Genomic DNA, 12019 nt, shown 5'->3' with positions numbered 1-12019 from the left:
GCCAGCTACTCCACGACCTTAGGCACAAGGAAGAAATTCTCTTCGGTCGCCGGCGCGTTGGCGACGATGTCGGCTGCCTTGCCGCCGTCGGTGACGACGTCCTGGCGCTTTTTCATTGCCATCGGCGTGACCGAGGTCATCGGCTCGACGCCGGAAACATCGACCTCGTTCAACTGCTCGACAAAGCCCAAAATGGCGTTCAATTCGCCGGTCATGCGCTCTGCATCCTCCTCGCTCACCGCAATACGGGCAAGATGCGCGACGCGCTTCACGGTTTTTATATCAACGGACATGTTTGTGCCTCGGGGAAAAACCAGCGCTATAGCGGCGCGGCGCGTGCCGCGCAACATGCATCATGCCTTCAACTGCCCTATGGCATCGCCACGCCGTCGCAGAGGAAATAACTGCCGCCGTTGCCGCTCTGCTCGCCTTCGTCGGCGGCAGGCCGAACCGATACCAGGTCGATCTGCTTCGGGCTCATCTGTGTTAGTGAGAGAACATCGGGAAAGACGTAGCCCGGCGCCTGGCATATAGCGGTCACCGCCCAGCTTGGTGAGCGTGTCGCTTTGGTGATCTGCAGGAATTCACAATTATATTCGATGCTTTCCAGGCCATTTGCCGACAGCACGATATTGCCGCCCTCGATCACCGTCTGCAGCGTATCCTTTTTGGCCTGCGCGCAGAGGTCCTCCGATTGCAGATAGACGCCCTCGATGAAATTTTCCGCGGCCAGCGTCGGCGACGCGGCAACCAGCATGGAAAGGCAAAGAGAATTTCTCAAGCGCATCGTATCGTTCCGGACCGGCTTTCTTTACAGCGTAATCGTCTCGCCGATCTTCGGCAACGCAACTTTCACACCCGATCCATCCAGCCCGGCCACGAACTTGTCGGCGGTCTGGTCGATCATCGGAAATGTGCCGAAGTGGGCGGGAATGACCGTCTCAAACTTGAAGAAACGCTGGCAGGCAAGCGCTGCCACCGCGCCGCCCATGGTGAAACGGTCGCCGATCGGCACGATGCCGATCTTCGGTTCGTGCAACTCGTTGATCAGCGCCATGTCGGAAAAAACGTCGGTGTCGCCCATATGGTAGAGCGTCTTATCCTCGGGGAAGTGCAGGACGAGCCCGCCCGGATTGCCGAGATAGGTATTCTGGCCGCCTTCGCCCGGAAAGGACGATGAATGCAGAGCCTGAACGAAGGTGGTGGTGAAGCCGCCGCAATCGACGGTGCCGCCGATATTGCCGGGATTGATCTGCTTGTCACCGACACCCTTGCCGACCAGGTACATGCAAATCTCGAAATTGGCGACCAGCATCGCGCCGCTCTTCTTGAGCACTTCGACGGCGCCGCTGATGTGGTCACTGTGGCCATGGGTGAGCAACACGTGCGTGATCCCTTCGGCCGGCCCTTCCCAGCCGCCCGCCCACGACGGATTGCCGACCAGATAGGGGTCGATGAGGATTTTCGCGCCTTCGATTTCGATTCGGAATGCCGAATGTCCGTACCAGGTCAGTTTCATCAATGCTTTCCTCGATTTTTGCTTCGGTGGAGGATAGAACGCCGACGGCGAAATTAAAGTGCCGCGCACGCTTTGCGCGTATAGGACGTGCGGCGTCGCGGTCAAAGGAAAAGCCGTTGGGCATCATCACCATCGAGGAGTTGCCGGCCCGGCTCGGCGGCGGCAAGACCCTGGCCGGTCTCGACCTCGGCGACAAAACGATCGGCGTGGCGGTTGCGGACCGCGGCTTGTCGTTCGCGCACCCGCGCCCCGTCATCATGCGCAGGAAATTCTCGCTCGATGCCGCAGTGCTGCTCGCCCTGTTGCAGAAGGAGAATGCCGGCGCCGTGGCAATCGGCCTCCCCATCAACATGGACGGCTCCGAAGGCCCGCGCGCCCAAAAATCCCGCGCGTTCGTGCGCAATATGGCTGGATTGACCGATCTGCCCTTCCTCTTTTGGGACGAACGGCTGTCGACGGTGGCGGCCGAGCGGACGCTGATCGAGATGGACTTTTCCCGCAAGAAACGCGCCGGCAAGATCGATTCTGCGGCGGCCGCTTTTATCCTCCAAGGTGTTCTCGACCGGCTTCAGGCGCTCGGCGTCGATGCCTGGTCGAAATAGCGGTTGCGCATCGCCGTGATCCAGCCACCAATCGCCTTGCGGCGGCGAAATGCCCAGAACGCCACCAGCAGCAGCCCATCGAACACGCAAGCTTTCGCCACCATGCCCGGAATAAGCGCCGGATCAACGCCGAGCATCTGTCCATAGAGCTGGAAGACGAGATCGTGTAATTGGCGGCTCAGCATGACATAGCCGAAATTGATGTCGTTGAGCGACAGAAAGAACCAGCCCCAAAACAAGAGGAGCGGAGCCGCCCACAGCGCGAACAAGGTGCGCATCAGCGGTCATCCCTCGAATCCAGCCGGCCGGAAATGCGGGCAAGCGAGGAATTATGCGCCGCTGCCTTGGCCATGACATGCGCGGCCGCTCGGATTTCGCCGGTCCCTGGAATTGCCGCGGCAACGGTCGACCGCCGCTCCGCGAGCATCGCGACATAGGACGCCAGAAGTGCCGCCAATTGCACCGCGACAATCATGAACAGCCCATTGATGCCTTGCGCGGCGCCGCCGATGACGATCAGCGACAGCACGCCCAAGGCGGAAATGAAGGCGATTCGCATGACGCTATCGGCGGCATCCGGGTTGGTCCTGTCGCTGGTCAGTGCTTCAACAAAGGCCCAGCAGAACAGCACCGCGACGACAAGTAGTGCCACGGCGAGCGGCGCCACAACGACGGCGTTTTCGAGATCGGCAAATCGAGTGTTCTGGATGGGAACGCCGAGTACGCCAAGGGCCGTCGCCACGCCTCGATTCCCGTCGATGCAGATGAACGCCAGCAGGGCGAAAACGGCCGCCCAATGCAATGCCAGAAAAGAGCTCAGAATATGCCGCATGACGCTCCTGCTTCGCAGGGCAAAGCCGCTCAAGCTGAACAGTCCTTGCCTTAACCATAACACTGGGCTTTGCCACCGGCCGCCGCAATGGAAACCATTCGTTAAGGTTAACGGCCATCCACAGGGTCGCGAGAGCGGCAGCGAATTGGGCGACGGCCCTTAGTTGATCGGCGGGTAGAGCGTATCGATGATCATGCGCGCATCATGGCGGGAATCGATCATGCCATAGGTATTGCGCCACTGGCCGGCGAGGCGCGTTTCGACGAAGGCGTCGGCGATCCGCCCTGCCCCCAGCCTGCGAAGCTCTGCTGCCGCCGCCGACAATGCCAATTGCTCGGTCAAGAGCCGCGCCGAGCCCTCGTCGGTTGCAGCGACCTGCATTGCCGCCTTGAGCACGCCGACGGTGCCGCGTCCGCCGGCGCCGAGATCGCGGTCGATGCCGGCCAGCACGTCATCGAACAGGCCGGGTGCACGCCCCAGCACACGTAGCACGTCGAGCGCCATGACGTTGCCGGATCCCTCCCAGATCGCGTTGACCGGAGCTTCGCGATAGTAGCGGGCGAGCGGCCCCTCCTCGACATAGCCATTGCCGCCGAGGCACTCCATCGCTTCATAGAGCAGCGGCGGCGCAATCTTGCAGACCCAGTATTTGACGACCGGCGTCATGGCGCGCGCGAAGGCCGCCTCGCCGCGGTCGCCGGCCGCCTCGTCGAAGGAGCGCGCCAGCCGGAACGACAGCGCGGTAGCGGCGGCAACGTCGAGCGCCATATCGGCCAGCACACGCTGCATCAGCGGCTGCTCGATCAGATTGGTTCCAAACACCTTGCGGTGGCGCGTGTGGTGGACGGCCTCGGCCAGTCCGGCCCGCATGATCGCCGATGAGGCGACGGCACAGTCGAGCCGCGTCAGGGTCACCATGTCCATGATCGTCTTCACGCCCGCGCCGGGCTCGCCGACCATCTCGCCGATGGCATTGACGAATTCCACCTCCGACGAGGCATTGGATCGGTTGCCGAGCTTGTCCTTCAGCCGTTGAAAACGGAAGCCGTTGCCGGATCCGTCGCCGAGCAGGCGGGGAACGAGAAAGCACGACAGTCCCTCCGGCACCTGTCCGAGCACCAGGAAGGCATCCGACATCGGCGCCGACATGAACCATTTGTGGCCGGTCAGGCGATAAAACCCGCTGCCCGCGCGCTCGGCCCTGGTGACGTTGGCACGGACATCGGTGCCGCCTTGCTTCTCGGTCATGCCCATGCCGAGCGTCAGCCCGGCTTTTTCGACCGGAGGCTTTTGGCTTTGATCGTATTTGCGCGTCGTCACCCGAGGCGCCCATTCGCGAAACAGCTTCGGGCTGGCCATCAGCGCTGCCAGCGAAGCGCTGGTCATGGTGATCGGGCAGAGATGTCCGGTCTCGAGCTCAGCCGTGAGGTAAAAGCGTGCAGCGCGCACCTGGTGGCGGCGGCCGATCTCGGCGTCGCCATTCTCCCAGACCGACGAATGCAGCCCGTTGGCAACAGAGCGGCGCATGAGCGCGTGATAGGCGGGATGGAACTCGACCTGGTCGATGCGCCGGCCCTGGCGGTCATGGGTCCTGAGCTTCGGCATCTCGACATTGGCAAGACGGGCCAGTTCCTGCGCCTCATGGGTCAGAACGAAACGGCCAAGCCCGTCGAGGTCCTTGCGCACCGGATCGGAAAAGCGCTCGGCAAGCTGGATCAGCAACGGATCGCCCCGCCAGGCGTTGCCGCCGGCCAGCGGCGGCGGCTGGTTGGTCACGTCGTCAGTCACGCTTCGTCCTTATCACCTGAAGGCTGCGAATCCAAAGCCAAGGCGGTTTATAGCCTATGGCCAGCGGCGCGCGACGAAAATACCGGGGAGAACCAATCCAATCCCAAGCCGGTGCTTGCAGCCGCGGAGCCTCCCCCCTATAGCAGCGACTTGAGATGACCGACGCATCGTCCCTGCCGCTTTATCCCCACCGCCATCTTCTGGGCATCCGCGATCTTTCCCCTGCCGACATCGAGCTTCTGCTCGACCGGGCGGACAGGGCCGTTGCCATCTCGCGGCAGTCGGACAAGAAGACATCGACGCTGCGCGGCCGCACCCAGATCAATCTCTTCTACGAAGCCTCGACCCGTACGCAATCGTCATTCGAGCTGGCCGGCAAACGGCTCGGCGCCGACGTCATGAACATGTCCGTAGCGAGTTCGTCGGTGAAAAAGGGCGAGACGCTGATCGATACGGCGATGACGCTGAATGCCATGCGTCCCGACATATTGATCATCCGCCATCAATCGGCCGGCGCGGCAGCACTTCTCGCTCAAAAAGTCGGCTGTTCGGTGGTCAATGCCGGCGACGGCGCCCATGAGCACCCTACCCAGGCGCTGCTCGACGCACTGACCATCCGCCGCGTCAAGGGTCCGTTGCCGAAGCTGATCGTGGCGATCTGCGGCGACATCCTGCATTCGCGCGTGGCCCGCTCCAACATCATCCTGCTCAACGCGCTTGGTGCCCAGGTCAGGGTCGTCGCCCCTTCGACGCTTTTGCCCGCCGGCATCGAGAAGATGGGCGTCATCGTCACCCGTTCCATGGCCGAGGGTCTGAAGGACGCCGACGTAGTGATGATGCTGCGCCTGCAGCGCGAACGCATGGAAGGCGCTTTCGTACCGTCGGTACGCGAATATTTCCGCTATTTCGGCCTCGACGCGGAGAAGCTGAAGGCGGCCAAGGACGGTGCGCTGGTCATGCATCCCGGCCCGATGAACCGCGGCGTCGAGATCGCCTCCGAGATCGCCGACGGCCCGCAAAGCGTTATCCAGGAACAGGTTGAGATGGGCGTCGCCGTGCGCATGGCGGTTATGGAAGCGCTGCTCGACCCCCGTCGAAACCACGAGGGCCGCGCCTGATGAGCATAACGGTCTTCAGCCGGGCCCACATCGTCGACCCGTCGCGCGGCATCGATGAGGTCGGCACCGTCATCGTCGAAGGCCGCAAAATCGTTGCCGCCGGCAAGGCGGCTTTGAATCAGGGCGCGCCCGAAGGCGCCACCATCATCGACTGCGCCGGCAAGACTATCATCCCTGGATTGATCGACGCGCGCGTCTTCATCGGCGAACCCGGCGGCGAACACCGGGAGACCATTGCTTCGGCGAGCATCGCTGCGGCGGCCGGCGGCGTCACCTCAATCGTCATGATGCCCGATACCGACCCGGTGATCGACAATGTCGCACTGGTCGAGTTCGTGCTGCGCACCGCCAAGGACACCGCAATCGTCAACATCTTGCCGGCAGCAGCGATCACCAAGGGGCTGGAAGGCCGCGAAATGACCGAATTCGGCCTGCTGCGCGAGGCCGGCGCGGTCGCCTTCACCGATGGCCGGCATTCGATTGCCAGCGCGCTGGTGATGCGCCGCGCGCTGACCTATGCGCGCGATTTCGGTGGCGTCATCGCGCATGAAACCCAAGACGCCGACCTCGCTTCGGCCGGCGTGATGAACGAAGGCCTTTACGCAAGCTGGCTTGGCCTTGCCGGCATTCCGCGCGAAGCCGAATCGATCCCCCTGGAGCGCGATCTCGCGTTGGCTCGCCTGACCGGCGGCGCCTATCACGCTGCCAAGATTTCGACGGCTATGGCGGCAAACGCGGTAGCGCGCGCGAAAGCCGATGGCGCCAATGTCACATCAGGCGTGTCGATCCACAATCTGTCGCTCAACGAGAATGATGTCGGCGAGTACCGCACCTTCTTCCGGCTGACGCCGCCGCTGCGTGCGGAGGAAGACCGGCTGGCGATGATCGAAGCGATCAAGGACGGCACCATCGATCTCATCGTCTCCTCGCACGACCCGCAGGACGTTGACACCAAGCGCCTTCCCTTTGCCGATGCCGCGGCCGGCGCCATCGGCCTGGAAACGCTGCTAGGCGCAGCGCTGCGGCTCTATCACAATGGCGACGTGACGCTGCTCCGGCTGGTTGAGACACTGTCGACCGCGCCGGCAAGATTGTTCGGCCTGCCCGGCGGCACGCTGAAACCGGGGGCATTGGCCGACCTTTCGCTCGTCGATCTGGACGAGCCATGGGTCGTCAGCGAGAGCGGCATCCGCTCACGCTCGAAAAACACCTGTTTCGAAGGCGCACGACTGCAAGGCAAGGTCTTGCAAACGATGGTGGCGGGCCGCACAGTGTTTTCGGCCTAGGACGAAAACAGGCGTCACGGCTTAAAATCCGCTCAGCCAAGGAAAGTTCGGGGGAACAATGGCTTACAGTCCCGTCTTGGCATTGGTGTTCGGCTATCTTCTCGGCTCGATCCCGTTTGGCCTGCTGATCACCCGTGCCGCCGGCCTCGGCGACGTGCGCAACATCGGCTCCGGCAACATCGGCGCCACCAATGTGCTGCGCACCGGCAACAAGAGCTTGGCCGCGGCCACGCTTCTGCTCGACGCCCTTAAAGGCACCGCGGCGGTGCTGATCGCAGGCCGCTTTGCGCCCGAGCTCGGACTTTGGGCCGGCTTCGGCGCGTTTTTAGGTCATCTCTTTCCGGTCTGGCTCGGCTTCAAGGGAGGCAAGGGTGTCGCCACTTACCTTGGCGTGCTGATCGGCCTTGCCTGGCAGGCGGCGCTGATCTTCGCCGTCGTCTGGCTGGCGGTGGCCTTCCTGTTCCGCTTCTCCTCGCTTGCGGCACTGACGGCAGCAGTCGTGGTGCCCATGGCGCTGTATTTCCTGAGCACGCCGCAGATTGCCGGGCTTTTCGCGGCGATGAGCCTAATCGTCATCGTAAAGCACCGCGCCAACATTGCGCGGCTGCTTGCCGGCACCGAGGGTAAGATCGGGGCCAAGGAGTGAGCGAGCCCGACGCCGGGCCGCGCCTCAGCGACCGGCAGCGGCTGAGCTGGCTTCGTCTGATCCGCACGCCGAATGTCGGCCCGGCTTCCTTTCGCGACCTGATCAACCGGTTCGGTTCGGCCGAAGCAGCGCTATCGATGCTGCCCGAGCTGATGATTTCGGGTGGCGCCAAAAAAATCGTCCGCATCCCGTCCATTGCCGAGACCGAGGCGGAGCTGGAGACCGCCCGGCGGGCTGGCGCCCGCTTCGTCGGCATCGGCGAAGCGGATTATCCGCCGCTGATGAAAAGCATGGATCATCCGCCGCCGCTGCTCGCGGTCAGGGGCAATAGCGCGGTGTTCCGCTTGCCAGCGGTCGCCATCGTCGGCGCTCGCAACGCATCGCTGGCCGGCATCAAGATGGCGCGGATGCTGGCGGCGGATCTCGGCCGCGACGGCTATGGCATCGTCTCCGGCCTGGCGCGCGGCATCGATACGGCCGCGCACCAGGGCAGCCTTGCGACTGGCACAATCGGTGTGCTCGCCGGCGGCCTCGATTTGCCCTATCCGCCCGAAAATGCCGGCCTGTGCGACGAGATTGCCGAGCGCGGCGGCGCCGTCATCTCCGAAATGCCGTTTGGCTGGCAGCCGCGCGCGCAGGATTTCCCGCGCCGCAACCGGCTTGTCGCGGGTGCTGCATTAGGGTTGGTAGTGGTCGAGGCCGCACAGCGCTCCGGCTCTCTGATCAGCGCCCGGCTTGCCGGCGAGATGGGCCGACTGGTCTTTGCCGTTCCCGGTTCGCCGCTCGATCCGCGCGCCGCCGGCGCCAATGGCCTGCTCAAGGACGGCGCCACCCTTGTCACCGAGGCCGCCGATATCACCAGTGCGATCGCCCCGCTGGTCGGCGCCTGGTCGCCAAGGACATCGCCGCTTGAGGAGCCGCCCGACTTTTCGGCAACGCCGCCGCCGCGCGAGGACGACCGCGACCGCGTCGTCGAGGCGCTCGGCCCGACGCCAGTGGCAGTCGACGAGATCATCCGCCACACCGGCCTGCATCCCGCTCAAGTGTTCATGGTGCTGCTGGAGCTCGACCTAGCCGGACGGCTCGAGCGCCATGCCGGCGGTAATGTCTCGCTGATTTGACCGAGAGCTTGCGCATGTCCCGGCACGCAATTCCGACGTGATCCCGATGGCCGATCCGAGCAACAAACCAAAGCAGACGCTGTTCACTCGCACGACGGCCCTCATCTGGTCAGCGCTGAGCGTCATGCTGGCGCTGCAATGGTCCGCCGATCTCGGCATGCTGGGTTTTCCTGATGGCTACATAACGCCCTTCGCAAGAGCGACCAGCACGCTTCGGGGCATTCTGACCGCAGCCTGCATGGCCCAGGGTCTCTACTTTTTCCTGGCCGGCGTGTTCGGCAGAAAGGTAAGCGCCGTCGGTCCTTGCCTGCAAATCCTTGCCGCAGCAGTTCTCACCGTGGCGCCAGTGCTTATCGTGAAGGATTGTCCGCATTCACAGCTGTGCAGCAGAGCCTATGAGGCGCTCACCGGCACGATGATGGACGATGGAGCGGGCGGCTAAAGCCACTGCATGCGTTCGGCACGAGGTTGTCACCCATGTCTTAGGTACAATCTGTTACCTATGTCTCCGGGTTGGACAATCTTGATTTTGGTGAGCGCGATGGGATTCGAACCCATGACCTACTGATTAAAAGTCAGTTGCTCTACCGGCTGAGCTACGCGCTCCCGCGGGCTCAGAAAGGCCGCCCTCGAAATTGCGCGGAACATAGGGAGAGTGCCTCTGCCGGTCAACCGGAAAAAGACGGCTCGCAAACCGGACTGTCCTGCAGTGTCATCATGCCTTGCGGAGCGCTTCGGCGTCGACGGAACGGCCTCGTTCTCGCGCAAGACCGAAGCTCGCGCTATGCCGACGAAAGCAAGCAGCAAATCGGAAGAACCTTTGCGGATCAGCAACTTGGGATTTTTGGCGGAACAATTTGCGCAGCCTGCCCGTTTCCCGCGATAAGGGACATGCGTTTCAAGGAGAAGACCATGAATAGGATCATGTCGGGCCTACTGGCGACCACTCTTTCGATCTCATTCGCTGCCGCGGAGATCGTGCCAGTCAACGCTCAGCCCAGCTATGCGCCCCCGGCCCAGGGGCTCACCTCGAATGTCCAGACCGTCCAGTACGAGCCGTGGCGGAGGCACCGGAATTTCAATCGCGATTTCTCGCGTCGCGATTTCCGTCGCAATTTTTCGCGTGACGACGGAATGTACTGGCGTGGCCATCGCGGCTATCGCGAATATCGTCGCGGCTATCGCCGTCACGGCGACTTCTGGTTCCCGCTGGCTGCGTTTGCTACCGGAGCGCTGATTACCGGCGCGATCGTCAACCAGAATCGTGTCTATCGTGGCGATGCCCACGTGCAGTGGTGCTATGACCGTTATCGGAGCTATCGCGCTTCTGACAACACTTACCAGCCCAACTACGGTCCGCGCCGGCAGTGCCGGTCGCCTTACTGAGTCCCAGATTAGAGGCTGCAAGCCCGCGCCCGAAACGGCGCGGGTTTTTCATTAGTGCGAATCCCGGGGCATCGGGGCATCCCTGCCTATTGCGTACTTAGCGTCCTGCGCACAGCGTGGCGCCAACCTGCCAGCTTGGCGGCACGTGTCGAAGCATCCATGTCCGGCTTGAACCGGCGCTCGAGCGCCCAACTCCTGGCGAATTCCGCGGCCTTCGGCCAGACACCCGCCTTCGAGCCGGCCAGCCAAGCCGCACCGAGTGCTGTTGTTTCGAGAATTGTCGGCCGGTCGACCGGCGCATCGAGAATGTCGGCCAGCCGCTGCATGGTCCAGTCCGACGCCACCATGCCGCCATCGACCCTGAGCACGGTCTTGGCCGAGGCGGCCTTCCAGTCCTTGCGCATGGCGTCAAGCAGGTCGCGTGTTTGGAACGCAACGGATTCCAGTGCCGCGCGGGCAAATTCCGCCGGCCCCGAATTGCGGGTCAGCCCGAAGATGGCGCCGCGCGCTTCGGCATCCCAATGGGGCGCGCCGAGCCCGACGAAAGCAGGCACCAAATAGACGTTCTGCGTCGGATCGGCTTCCGCTGCCAATTTGCCGCTATGCTCGGCCTTGCCGATTACCTTGATGCCGTCGCGCAGCCATTGCACGGCGGCGCCCGCGATAAAGATCGAGCCTTCCAGAGCGTAGGTGGTCTTGCCGTTCAGCCTGTAGGCGATGGTGGTCAAAAGCCGGTTCTTCGAACGAACCAGATCGCTGCCGGTGTTGAGCAGCGCGAAGCAACCGGTGCCGTAGGTGGATTTCATCATGCCTGGCTCGAAACAGGCTTGGCCGATCGCCGCCGCATGCTGGTCGCCGGCCACACCGAGGATTCTGATCTGTGCACCAAACAGGCTTTTGTCGGTGATTCCAAAATCATCGGCACAATCTTTCACCTGCGGCAGCATTCTTGCAGGTATGCCGAAAATGGCCAGCAGTTCGTCATCCCAGGCGTTTTGTTCGATGTTGTAGACCAGCGTGCGCGAGGCATTAGTGGCGTCAGTGGCGTGGATCTTGCCGCCGGTCAGGCGCCAAATCAGGAAACTGTCGATGGTGCCGGCCAGCAGTTCGCCCTTCTCGGCGCGTTTTCTGGCGCCCTTCACCTTGTCCAGCATCCAGGCGATTTTGGTGCCGGAGAAATAGGGATCGAGCAGCAGGCCGGTCTTTTTCGTGAATTTCTTCTCCAGCCCCAGCTTCTTCAGTTTCTGGCATAGCGGCGCGGTGCGACGATCCTGCCAGACAATCGCGTTGTGGATCGGCTTGCCGGTCTCTTTGTCCCAGATGACGATCGTTTCGCGCTGGTTGGTGATGCCGATCGCGGCGACTTCCGCTGCGTTGCGGCCGGCTGTCTTCAGCGCGGCCTTCACCGTTTCCACGACGCTTGCCCATATCTCCTCGGGATCGTGCTCGACCCAGCCGGAGGCCGGATAATATTGGGTGAATTCCTTTTGCCCGCTGCCGACGACCATCATCTTGTCGTCAAACAGGATCGCCCGGCTCGATGTCGTCCCCTGGTCGATTGCAAGGATATATCCGGTCATTCTCTCTCCCGTCGAAGCGAATTCAAGGTGCTGCGATGTCTCGACGCCAGATGGCTCGGAGCCGTTCACGCAAACAGGGGAGACGGCAACATGCCGCCTCCCCTGAGCATGGCGATGCGGGCGCGGACGCCCGCATCAAAC

At 62.8% G+C, this 12019-nt stretch carries 14 protein-coding genes and 1 tRNA gene; 7 read left to right on the top strand and 8 right to left on the bottom strand.

The genetic code is table 11. The annotated features are described in order from the left end of the window. Nucleotides 1–5: 5 nt before the first annotated feature. The 3 genes from gatC to NKK47_RS02815 all read right to left on the bottom strand — a co-directional run bounded on the left by gatC (nt 6) and on the right by NKK47_RS02815 (nt 1519). Nucleotides 6–293: an Asp-tRNA(Asn)/Glu-tRNA(Gln) amidotransferase subunit GatC gene (gene gatC, locus NKK47_RS02825; RefSeq protein WP_023674910.1), complete on the bottom strand. Its 288-nt coding sequence runs from the start codon at nt 291–293 to the stop codon at nt 6–8. Between the two features lie 77 nt (nt 294–370). Continuing rightward, complete coding sequence (locus NKK47_RS02820; RefSeq protein WP_352455735.1) at nt 371–787, bottom strand: hypothetical protein; 417 nt, start codon at nt 785–787, stop codon at nt 371–373. A 24-nt stretch (nt 788–811) separates the two neighbouring features. After that, entirely contained in the window at nt 812–1519 is a 708-nt protein-coding gene (locus tag NKK47_RS02815; protein WP_352455734.1) for a metal-dependent hydrolase, read from the bottom strand. 116 nt (nt 1520–1635) lie between these two features. Here NKK47_RS02815 and ruvX point away from each other — a divergent pair, with 116 nt between their 5' ends. Next, complete coding sequence (ruvX, locus tag NKK47_RS02810; protein ID WP_352455733.1) at nt 1636–2121, top strand: Holliday junction resolvase RuvX; 486 nt, start codon at nt 1636–1638, stop codon at nt 2119–2121. On the opposite strand, the gene NKK47_RS02805 is transcribed toward ruvX, so the two are convergent. From NKK47_RS02805 to NKK47_RS02795, 3 genes are all read right to left on the bottom strand, one after another. Beyond that, complete coding sequence (locus NKK47_RS02805) at nt 2088–2399, bottom strand: DUF6105 family protein (RefSeq protein ID WP_352455732.1); 312 nt, start codon at nt 2397–2399, stop codon at nt 2088–2090. The two genes, ruvX and NKK47_RS02805, sit on opposite strands and share 34 nt — an antisense overlap. Then, nucleotides 2399–2953 carry a hypothetical protein gene (locus NKK47_RS02800; RefSeq protein WP_352455731.1) on the bottom strand — a complete coding sequence of 185 codons (555 nt, stop codon included), beginning with the start codon at nt 2951–2953 and terminating at the stop codon, nt 2399–2401. Before NKK47_RS02800 ends, NKK47_RS02805 begins: the two co-directional genes overlap by 1 nt. 159 nt (nt 2954–3112) lie before the next feature. Continuing rightward, a complete protein-coding gene (locus NKK47_RS02795) occupies nt 3113–4741 on the bottom strand; it encodes a DNA alkylation response protein (RefSeq protein WP_352455730.1) in 1629 nt (542 codons plus the stop codon). 155 nt (nt 4742–4896) lie between these two features. Between NKK47_RS02795 and NKK47_RS02790 the strand changes: the two genes are divergently transcribed. The 5 genes from NKK47_RS02790 to NKK47_RS02770 are packed head-to-tail and all read left to right on the top strand — an operon-like array spanning nt 4897 to nt 9354. Beyond that, nucleotides 4897–5859: an aspartate carbamoyltransferase catalytic subunit gene (locus NKK47_RS02790; RefSeq protein WP_023674903.1), complete on the top strand. Its 963-nt coding sequence runs from the start codon at nt 4897–4899 to the stop codon at nt 5857–5859. Beyond that, nucleotides 5859–7145, top strand: a complete 1287-nt coding sequence (locus tag NKK47_RS02785; protein ID WP_352455729.1) for a dihydroorotase — start codon at nt 5859–5861, stop codon at nt 7143–7145. The genes NKK47_RS02790 and NKK47_RS02785 overlap by 1 nt, the downstream gene beginning before the upstream one ends. A 58-nt stretch (nt 7146–7203) precedes the next feature. Then, the gene (gene plsY, locus NKK47_RS02780) at nt 7204–7791 is read left to right on the top strand and encodes a glycerol-3-phosphate 1-O-acyltransferase PlsY (RefSeq protein ID WP_352455728.1); all 588 of its coding nucleotides are present in this window, start codon (nt 7204–7206) and stop codon (nt 7789–7791) included. Then, nucleotides 7788–8912 carry a DNA-processing protein DprA gene (gene dprA / locus NKK47_RS02775; RefSeq protein WP_352455727.1) on the top strand — a complete coding sequence of 375 codons (1125 nt, stop codon included), beginning with the start codon at nt 7788–7790 and terminating at the stop codon, nt 8910–8912. Before plsY ends, dprA begins: the two co-directional genes overlap by 4 nt. A 46-nt stretch (nt 8913–8958) precedes the next feature. Further along, nucleotides 8959–9354, top strand: coding sequence for a hypothetical protein (locus NKK47_RS02770; RefSeq protein ID WP_352455726.1), 396 nt, complete (start codon nt 8959–8961; stop codon nt 9352–9354). An 88-nt stretch (nt 9355–9442) separates the two neighbouring features. Here the strand turns inward: NKK47_RS02770 and NKK47_RS02765 are convergent. Beyond that, a tRNA-Lys gene (locus NKK47_RS02765) sits at nt 9443–9518 on the bottom strand. A gap of 285 nt (nt 9519–9803) precedes the next feature. Here NKK47_RS02765 and NKK47_RS02760 point away from each other — a divergent pair. After that, complete coding sequence (locus NKK47_RS02760; RefSeq protein ID WP_352575010.1) at nt 9804–10298, top strand: BA14K family protein; 495 nt, start codon at nt 9804–9806, stop codon at nt 10296–10298. A gap of 86 nt (nt 10299–10384) precedes the next feature. On the opposite strand, the gene glpK is transcribed toward NKK47_RS02760, so the two are convergent. Continuing rightward, the gene (gene glpK / locus NKK47_RS02755; protein ID WP_352455725.1) at nt 10385–11878 is read right to left on the bottom strand and encodes a glycerol kinase GlpK; all 1494 of its coding nucleotides are present in this window, start codon (nt 11876–11878) and stop codon (nt 10385–10387) included. Between the last annotated feature and the right edge of the window lie 141 nt (nt 11879–12019).

Source organism: Mesorhizobium sp. M0019 (assembly GCF_040323975.1).
Classification (GTDB): domain Bacteria; phylum Pseudomonadota; class Alphaproteobacteria; order Rhizobiales; family Rhizobiaceae; genus Mesorhizobium.
This window is presented reverse-complemented; position numbering and strand designations above follow the sequence as displayed.

Bases quoted from the DNA above. Each gene is read 5' to 3' on its own strand.
- NKK47_RS02790 (WP_023674903.1), top strand. From the start codon at position 4,897: ATGACCGACGCATCGTCCCTGCCGCTTTATCCCCACCGCCATCTTCTG.
- NKK47_RS02805 (WP_352455732.1), bottom strand. From the start codon at position 2,399: ATGCGCACCTTGTTCGCGCTGTGGGCGGCTCCGCTCCTCTTGTTTTGG.
- glpK (WP_352455725.1), bottom strand. From the start codon at position 11,878: ATGACCGGATATATCCTTGCAATCGACCAGGGGACGACATCGAGCCGG.
- NKK47_RS02820 (WP_352455735.1), bottom strand. From the start codon at position 787: ATGCGCTTGAGAAATTCTCTTTGCCTTTCCATGCTGGTTGCCGCGTCG.
- NKK47_RS02815 (WP_352455734.1), bottom strand. From the start codon at position 1,519: ATGAAACTGACCTGGTACGGACATTCGGCATTCCGAATCGAAATCGAA.
- NKK47_RS02800 (WP_352455731.1), bottom strand. From the start codon at position 2,953: ATGCGGCATATTCTGAGCTCTTTTCTGGCATTGCATTGGGCGGCCGTT.
- NKK47_RS02785 (WP_352455729.1), top strand. From the start codon at position 5,859: ATGAGCATAACGGTCTTCAGCCGGGCCCACATCGTCGACCCGTCGCGC.
- plsY (WP_352455728.1), top strand. From the start codon at position 7,204: ATGGCTTACAGTCCCGTCTTGGCATTGGTGTTCGGCTATCTTCTCGGC.
- gatC (WP_023674910.1), bottom strand. From the start codon at position 293: ATGTCCGTTGATATAAAAACCGTGAAGCGCGTCGCGCATCTTGCCCGT.
- NKK47_RS02760 (WP_352575010.1), top strand. From the start codon at position 9,804: ATGCGTTTCAAGGAGAAGACCATGAATAGGATCATGTCGGGCCTACTG.
- NKK47_RS02770 (WP_352455726.1), top strand. From the start codon at position 8,959: ATGGCCGATCCGAGCAACAAACCAAAGCAGACGCTGTTCACTCGCACG.